Source organism: Adlercreutzia sp. CNCM I-6215, assembly GCF_977072315.1.
The window spans coordinates 83,934-91,868 of record NZ_CDRVMA010000008.1; the positions used below are offsets into that span (position 1 = coordinate 83,934).

4 protein-coding genes are annotated in these 7,935 nt (G+C 57.0%); all 4 read right to left on the bottom strand.

Annotated features, from left to right (window positions below; genetic code table 11):
• Nucleotides 1–2,608, bottom strand: a 2,608-nt coding sequence (locus ACW4LP_RS07670; RefSeq protein WP_455803693.1) for a S8 family serine peptidase, incomplete at its 3' end; no start/stop codon positions are given.
• A gap of 127 nt (nucleotides 2,609–2,735) precedes the next feature.
• Entirely contained in the window at nucleotides 2,736–3,869 is a 1,134-nt protein-coding gene (gene rffA, locus ACW4LP_RS07675; RefSeq protein ID WP_114539812.1) for a dTDP-4-amino-4,6-dideoxygalactose transaminase, read from the bottom strand.
• Nucleotides 3,869–6,769: a YfhO family protein gene (locus tag ACW4LP_RS07680; protein WP_173113608.1), complete on the bottom strand. Its 2,901-nt coding sequence runs from the start codon at nucleotides 6,767–6,769 to the stop codon at nucleotides 3,869–3,871. The genes rffA and ACW4LP_RS07680 overlap by 1 nt, the downstream gene beginning before the upstream one ends.
• A 101-nt stretch (nucleotides 6,770–6,870) precedes the next feature.
• Nucleotides 6,871–7,935, bottom strand: a 1,065-nt coding sequence (locus tag ACW4LP_RS07685; RefSeq protein ID WP_452041045.1) for a L,D-transpeptidase family protein, incomplete at its 5' end; no start/stop codon positions are given.

Sequence of the window (7,935 nt, forward strand, 5' to 3'; positions counted from 1 at the left end):
CGGACCAGGTGACCCAGCCCTTCTGCATGACGCTCTTGCCGTCGAAGTAGTACCACTTGCCGTCGATCCTCTGGCTCCAGCGCTTGGACACGCCCGTGGCCGGGTCGAAGTAGTACTTCACGCCGCCGAAGCTGCGCCAACCGGTCAGGGCCTTCCCGTCCCAGTCGAAGTAGCTCTTGGTTCCGTCTCGCCAGGTGATCCAGCCCCTCTGCATGACGCCGGCGCCGTTGAAGTAGTACCACGATCCGTCAATCTTCTGCTCCCACTTCACCGGCTGTCCGTCGGCGCCGTAGTAGTAAGTCTTGCCTCCAACCGTCCTCCAAACATTGCGATCGACTTTGACAATTGAGAAGCTGACCGACTTCGTCCCCGTGAAGTTGCCCTTTCCGGAAATGGTCATCTTGGCAGTGCCGGCATTCACGTTGTTGGTATAGCTCACCGAGTAGTCAGTTCCCGCCATTAGCGTCATGCCCTGCCACGTTACCTTGGGCTGAGGCGTTACCGCCTTACCTGTATAGTTCTGGCTGCCAATAGCCTGAATCTGCGCCGATGAGATGTCGGCGGCATTCACCTTGAAGGATCCTTTGAGCGTGCCCCGGTAGGCCCCCACGCCCTCCATAGACACGCTGTAGGTACCAACCGCTTTTACCGTCGTCGGAGAGATCGTCACACGATAGTCACGTCCCTGCACCAACGTGGCTCCGCCGAGTGTCACGGAAACGGCGGGCGTCTGAACCTTGCCCGTGTAGGTCAGCGAGGAAATCGCCAGCTTCGCATTCGCCAAACTCGCAGGCGGTTCCTCTTCGGGAACGTCAGGCTCAACTACTGGCCCCTCTGGCTGAGAAGGGGGCAACGCGGCCTTCACCGCCGCCTCAGCATTCACTAAACCCCAGCCCGATTCGCCATCCTTGCCCGCTGTATGCAAATCGGCGGCGGTGCGGCACAGAACGTCCTTTACCTCGGCCGACGACAAATCGGGGTCGGCAGCCTGCACCAACGCCGCCGCCGCAGCCACCACCGGAGACGCCATCGAGGTACCGCTCATGGACAGATAGCCGTTCTTCAACGTGCCCTCAAACACACCCGTGCTGAAGATGTTCTCACCGGGCGCCGCAATGTCGCACCAGTCTCCGTAGTTCGAGAACCACGAGCGCATGTAACCATCGGCCGATTCCCACGTCTTCATCGAATAGGTACTGGAGTTGCTGGGAATAGCGCCGCGCTTCGAAAGGCTGATGACGCTCAGCGTCGCATCGCAGGCGGCCGGGTACGACTTCGCCGCCGTATGATCGTTGCCCGCCGCGCAGACCTGGACAACGCCCTGTTCGTCCAGCTCGGACGTCTTCTCGTTGAGCGCCGCGATGCACGTCTCGTCGTCGGTGTAAAAACCCAGGCTCATGTTCACGACGCTGCAGCCCATATCGCGTGCCTTCGCCAGCCCGTAAAGGATATCGAGCACCGTCGCGGAGGAGAATCTGGTGCCGTCGTTGTTTTCACCAATGCAGGAGAAGATATCAATCGCCGCAATGGAGACGATCTTATTGGCGAGCGCTGTGCTTCCCCCACTCGCCACACCGAGCACGCCGCCATTACCGGCCTTGGCGCCTATGATGCCCACCACATGGGTGCCATGAGTGCTGTAGAAGGGCATTTCGTTAGTGCCGTTCAAATAGCCGTCGCCTCGGAGCGGCTTGAAGGACACCTTGCCCGCCTGCATATCGACCCAAACGACCTCGCCGCTTCGGCTCATATCGATGGAGTCCTGCAGATCGGAATGGCTGATAGACGCGCCCGTATCGAGCACGGCCACTTTCACGGGCTCAATGCTGCGCCCCGGAGCCGCCAGCAGACTCCACGCTTCCGGGGCTTTTACGGCGCTCAGATACCATTGCTGGCTAGCCAGCTCATCGCCAGTTGCCAGTGGCGATGCCGCCGACGATTGGGCGGAAGCCACCGGCTCGTCGAAGCTTTTGGCCACGTAATTGGGGAAAGCATACTTCACGGCGTCTTCGGCAGAGGCCGCTTCCACGGCGGTGTCCACCGTGATCTCATCGACGATGTCGACCACCGCTGCATCACCGGTTTCGAAGGACGCCGGCTCGGGCTCTCCCTCGGTGCCGATAGTCGCGGCAACATCGCTCTGCTCGGAAACCGAGGCATCTTCCTCGTAGATGACGACAATTTCGCCCGGAACGTAGCCAAGTTCGTCGACGTCCGTCGCCCGCTCTTCGGCGGCGCGTTGCGCCTCGTCGGCATCGGTCTGAGCTAGCACGGCCTCTGCGCCAGACGCAGGTTCCGCAGAAGATTCTTCAACCTCGGGCTCCGCCCTTCCGACATCGGCGGCAGCTTGCTCGAAGGCACCTGCGTTTGCTGCATCCGAGGCCTCCGACTCGGCCGCCGCATCCAAAACCGTCTTGCTAGCAGCTTGCCCCTCCCCCGACGCAGCCCCATCGCTCATGGGCACCGCATCAGCGGTGACAACCCCCAAGGCGGCCGCCTGGCTGAACCCGCCACCCATCGGAGACGCCCAAGCAAGGGTAAATGCAAGCAAGACGGAAAGCGTCGCTCCGAGGGCCGCTTGCCACTTGCGGAAATCGGCGTTTTTCATAAGATCCCGCTCTCTATACACGCCCCAGAAGAACAACGGGGCGACTTTTCTCGTCGCCCCGCATTTTACTTTATTTACGCCTGATTGAGAATCGTCAACACTCCCACACACCGTACAAGGCTGGAAGTTACTTGCCGAAGTACGCCCGCACCACTTCGATAACCCGAGCACGATCCCCATCGCTCATTCCGTAGTAAAGCGGAAGACGAACCAGACGCTCGCTCACTTTTGTCGTGTACACGTCTTCGCCGTGGAACAATCCGAACCGCTCTCCTGCTGGCGCGCTGTGCAGAGGCACGTAATGAAAGCAGGCCTGCACGCCGCCCTCTTTGAGGAAACTGATGAAACTTGTCCGGTCTTCCAATGTCGGAAGCAGAAGATAGTACATGTGGGCATTCTGAACGCGATCGTCCGGAACGACCGGCAGTTCAACAAGACCTTCTGCCGCTAAGTCGGCAAAAGCATCGTTATAGGCATGCCAGGTAGCCATACGGTCATCGTATATGGTTTGAGCCGCCTCAAGCTGGCCCCAAAGGTAAGCGGCATTCATGTCGCTGGGCAAATAGCTCGACCCCTTATCGACCCACGTGTACTTATCCACCTGACCGCGCAGGAAGTTCGAGCGGTTCGTCCCCTTCTCGCGAATAATCTCGGCTCTCTCGCAATAGGCCGGATTATTGATGAGCACGGCACCGCCCTCTCCCATAGAATAATTTTTCGTCTCGTGGAACGAATAACACCCAAAGTCTCCGATGGTACCGAGTGCCTTCCCCTTGTAGGTGCTCATAACACCCTGGGCGGCATCTTCAACCACGAGGAGACCGTGAGCCTTTGCGATAGCCATGATTTCGTCCATGTCGCAGGCAACACCCGCATAATGGACGGGCACGATAACTCGAGTCTTTTCGGTGATGGCCGCCTCAATGGCAGCAGGATCGATATTCTTCGTGTCGGGTAGGATATCGACGAACACGAGTTTCGCCCCCATGAGAACAAAAGCCGTCGCCGTACTCGAAAAGGTAAAACTTGGCAAGATCACTTCGTCTCCCGGCTCAAGATCACAGAGCATGGCGGCCATCTCGAGCGCCGTCGTTCCGCTAGTGGTAAGCAAAACCTTATCGGCACAAAAACGTTCCTCGAGCCATGACTGGCAGCGTTTCGTGAAAGGGCCATCGCCGCATATCTTATGGTTGTCTTCGGCCGACTGCCGCACATACTCCATTTCCGTACCGACATAGGGCGGAACATTGAAGTCAATCATCAGATAGGCTCCTTTTCAGCTATCCCTCTTAGATTCGTCCCCGTCCGCCGACGACGAATCCATCCCAACTCGAACGTGCCCAACAGCACGACAGTAGCTCCCGTACTCGCCAGCCCCAAATCGAGCCCTGGCGTTACATAAGAGAACCGCAGCTCATGGCCTTCGCCATCTACCTCGACAGCCATGAAGCCGACGTTCGCTTTCAGTATCTCGACTGGTTCTCCGTCCATCGTAGCACTCCAGCCCCCCGAATACGGGACAGATACGAATACGTAGCGCGATTTCTCCCGATTCGCTCGCGCAGCGGCCGAATCAACAGCCCCCACGGAAACCGTCATAGCATCGTTTTCGAACACCACCGATGCGGCATTTCCCTCTCGCAGACGCTCTGCGTTCTCGCGAATAACTTCGACAGACTGAGTCGCGCCATAGAGTTCGGCAAACTCGTAGACCCCTACGCCGCCAAACGTCACCGTAATCGAAGCGACGGGATCATCGCCGGCGCCGAGATTCACGGCCCAGTCTTCCTTTCCCGCATATTTGGGACTAGCGCTTGTGGCTATTTCGAAAGAGCTTTCCCGAACCCCATCCGAAACCGTAACCCAACACGTCTTCGCTGGGGCGAAGGAGGGATTCGTGACAAGGTCAGCGGAAGCGAGTTGCGGTTCATCGGCAAGACGCTCCGCATCCGAAACAGGCAATGAGCGGAAACGCAGCCCTTCGAAGCACAGGTACGTCTCGCAACCAGCGCGCCCGCTGAGAGAAAACGTCACCGAAGCGTTCTTTTTTGTGACCACGATGCGTCCATTCTGGACGGCGGCCCCCTCAGCCTCTACGACACCAAGACGCTCTCGCTGCGTATCAAGCTGCGGAACTGTACCTTCTGCCTCATCCACCGCCAGAACAAGCGCTCGAGTAAGAAGCTCCTGGCGTTGAACCAAATCGAGTCCCTCGTAATCTTTCTGCGTGACAGTCGAATCGTAGGTAAAAGCAAGGGGAAGAGCCCGGTCGGTCTCGTACAGCTCGTAGGACAATCCGTTATGAGCCTCCCCCAAGTCGGCTATCTTCACATAGCCGTCAGGAATCAAATCGGCGGCTTCGGTGGACGAAATGTAATATTTGGCCCCGAGCACGTAATCGAGGGCCGCTCGCTGGCGCGTTCCGTCGAACATCGTGCTTTTCACATCGTCCGACAACCCCATCGATTGGCGAAAATCATCGACGGCCTGATTGTAAAAGCTCGAATAGAAGTCGAAACCTTTATAACCGTGCACAAAGCTGCCATTGCGCCCATAGGTGGTATCGGTTCGATTAATGCGATAGGCATCGTCAAGTTGGTCGAGAGCCGGAGAGAGGTCCAGCTGCTCTCGCGTACCCCACACATGACCCGTCCGGATGAATTCCTTGTAGTAGGAACTGCCGAGCGGACTCATGAAAAGACCGACGTGAACCGTGGCATTGGCAACGACGGCAAGAATAAGCAAAGCACGCAAGCAGCGTTCAGTCAAAACCCGAGGCAAAGACGGCGAGGAACCCGCAGCGCGTCGACGGAAAAAGGCCCACAGGGCCAATGCTCCGTAAATGCCAGCAAACATGACCACTGTAGCAAACCCCAGCAGTGTCCCCTCTTTGAACGCGTAAGCCAAGGCCCAAACAGCCACTACGGTAACAAGCGCGGTAAGTCGCCTCCATTGAAGCGCCGAAAAGCGAGGGATTGCGGGCACCAAGAGCACAACCGCGTACGCTGCGCAAAAGCCAAAAATAACCTCCCATCGATCCGTGGGGTAACCAAAGCCGTTGAAAACCGAGCCAACCTTCGCAACAAGAGCACCGATGAGGCACAGGGCGATCCCGCACCCCCATGCCCGTCGCTCGCGTTCATCCATCGAGCCCCGTGCGACAAAAAGAGCCAAAATCGCAATAACCGGAATCGCTCCCAACACCGAAGCGTTCTGGGCCTCGTGGTTGCCCAAAAGCACACTGGCAAAACTCTCGTAGAAATCCGCCGTCTGGAAGAAGGCGATCTCGCGCACAATGCCAACGCGGCCCATGGAGGTAAGAGTGATGAACATCGGTATCGTCGAAAAACCGACCAATGCGAAGCCGGCAAGGAGGCAAAGGGCAAATTTGCCCGCCAATAAAGCGAAATCCCCCACAGATCGCTCGCGAGGGTAGACAAAATAAGTTATAAGGCAGTACGCAAGCAAGAAAAGACACGTCATGTAAGCGAAATAAATCGAGTACATGAAAATGCCTGCCACGGAGGCAATAAGCAGAAGCGGGTTCTTGCCTACGAACAGCTTATCGGCGCCCATGAACACGAGCGGAAGCAATATGGCGAAATCGATGAAATTCGGGTGACGCAAAACCCCCCAGAACAGCACATATCCGCAGAGCACGTAGCAGAGCGCGCCCACGAGCGTCGCCCCTTTGCCTTTGCCACGGCTAAAGCAATAGAAGGAAAAAGTGAGGGCCGCTAGATAGAACCTTAAGAACACAAGAGCATCGTAGAGCCACTCGGATGCTTCTGGCGGGCACAAAGCCGCAAGAAAATTAATCGGCTCGTTGGAATTTCCCGATGCCGTAATAAGCCAGTCTGCGCCAAAACCGATATCGAACGAGTACAGCGGAACCGTCAGATCCCCTGCCAAGAGCGACGCAGCAATATCTCGTAACCACTCCCCTTCTGCAACCATAAAGGGGAAATACAGCAGACGCCCGTCAGTGTCCCAAACAAGCGAGCGCCCCGCCATGATTAGCGTTAGCGTCACGCCCGCAAAGGCTACCGCACAAACCCCTAAAAGAACGAGAGCATACCGTCCCTTGCGAGTCGTCTCCGCAAGGGGGTGACCGAAATAACCTTTTTCACCATGGCGATCTTCTGTCTCTCGCTCGACCATAGGACCATCCGTTCTTCGTCTTCGGGACGTCATGAAAAAGTCCGGAAGATCGACGTCGACCTCCCGGACCTTACCGATACTCCCGCCCTCCTGAAGGAATGCTAATAGGATACCACTCGCGTGCCGCGAGGAATATTGTTATATATCCATCTTGCGCATTCGATGTCAAGACGCACGCACCCATGAGAGGCGGAGATGCCCAGACGGCCATCCTGAATGTGCGACATGCTTCCTGGCTGGTACAACACCGAATGGAACAGATAGTTGCCGTAGAACTGTGTCCAGTACCAGCAGGTATAACCGGAGCCGAACGACTTACCGCGAGACCCTACGGTAAAGGTCCCCTTGACGGTTGGGGAGCTAGGGGCGCCCGTTGTGCAATCCCAATACCACACCGGTTCCCAATTATAGCTACTTCCACGGAAGACACCCACTTTATGCGTGCGGCTATTAACTAAGATAATGTAATTGGTATTGCTGTAATAGTTCTGAGCCTTGTTCCACATGGCCAGCTGACCGGCAGGCAGAGTGACAGGCTTCGTGCTCGTTTCCCCATTGCTGTCGAAAACGTAGCGGTAACCACCGATGATCTGGGTTCCGAAAGCTTGCTGGCCATTGCTGTAGAAGTACGACCACTTCTGCACGCCGTCCCACTTCAGCCAGCCTGTGTGCATCTGGTAATCCGAGTCGAAATAGTACCAATGACCATCAATCTTTTGATGCCAGCGAACCGCTTTCCCGTCAGACCAATCGAAGTAATACCAAGCACCATCAGACTGAACCCAGCCCCCTGTCTCTCGACCTCGAGAATCATAGTAGCTTTTCGTGCCATCTTTCCAGGTAACAATGCCCTTCGTCATTCGAGAAGCAGAGTCGAAATAGTACCAGCGACCGTCCAGCTTCTGGCTCCATCGCAGGCTCATGGCCGTGGACGGGTCGAAGTAGTACTTCACCCCGTTGAAGCTGCGCCAGCCAGTGAGGGCGCGGCCGTCCCAGTCGAAGAAGCTCTTGGTTCCGTTCTTCCAGGTCACCCAGCCCTTGACCATCTTCGAGTCGGAGTCGAAGTAGTACCAGCGACCGTCCAGCTTCTGGCTCCATCGCAGGCTCATGGCCGTGGACGGGTCGAAGTAGTACTTCACCCCGTTGAAGCTGCGCCAGCCAGTGGG

Coding starts and splice junctions, on each gene's coding strand:
- rffA (WP_114539812.1), bottom strand. CDS start 3,869: ATGATTGACTTCAATGTTCCGCCCTATGTCGGTACGGAAATGGAGTAT.
- ACW4LP_RS07680 (WP_173113608.1), bottom strand. CDS start 6,769: ATGGTCGAGCGAGAGACAGAAGATCGCCATGGTGAAAAAGGTTATTTC.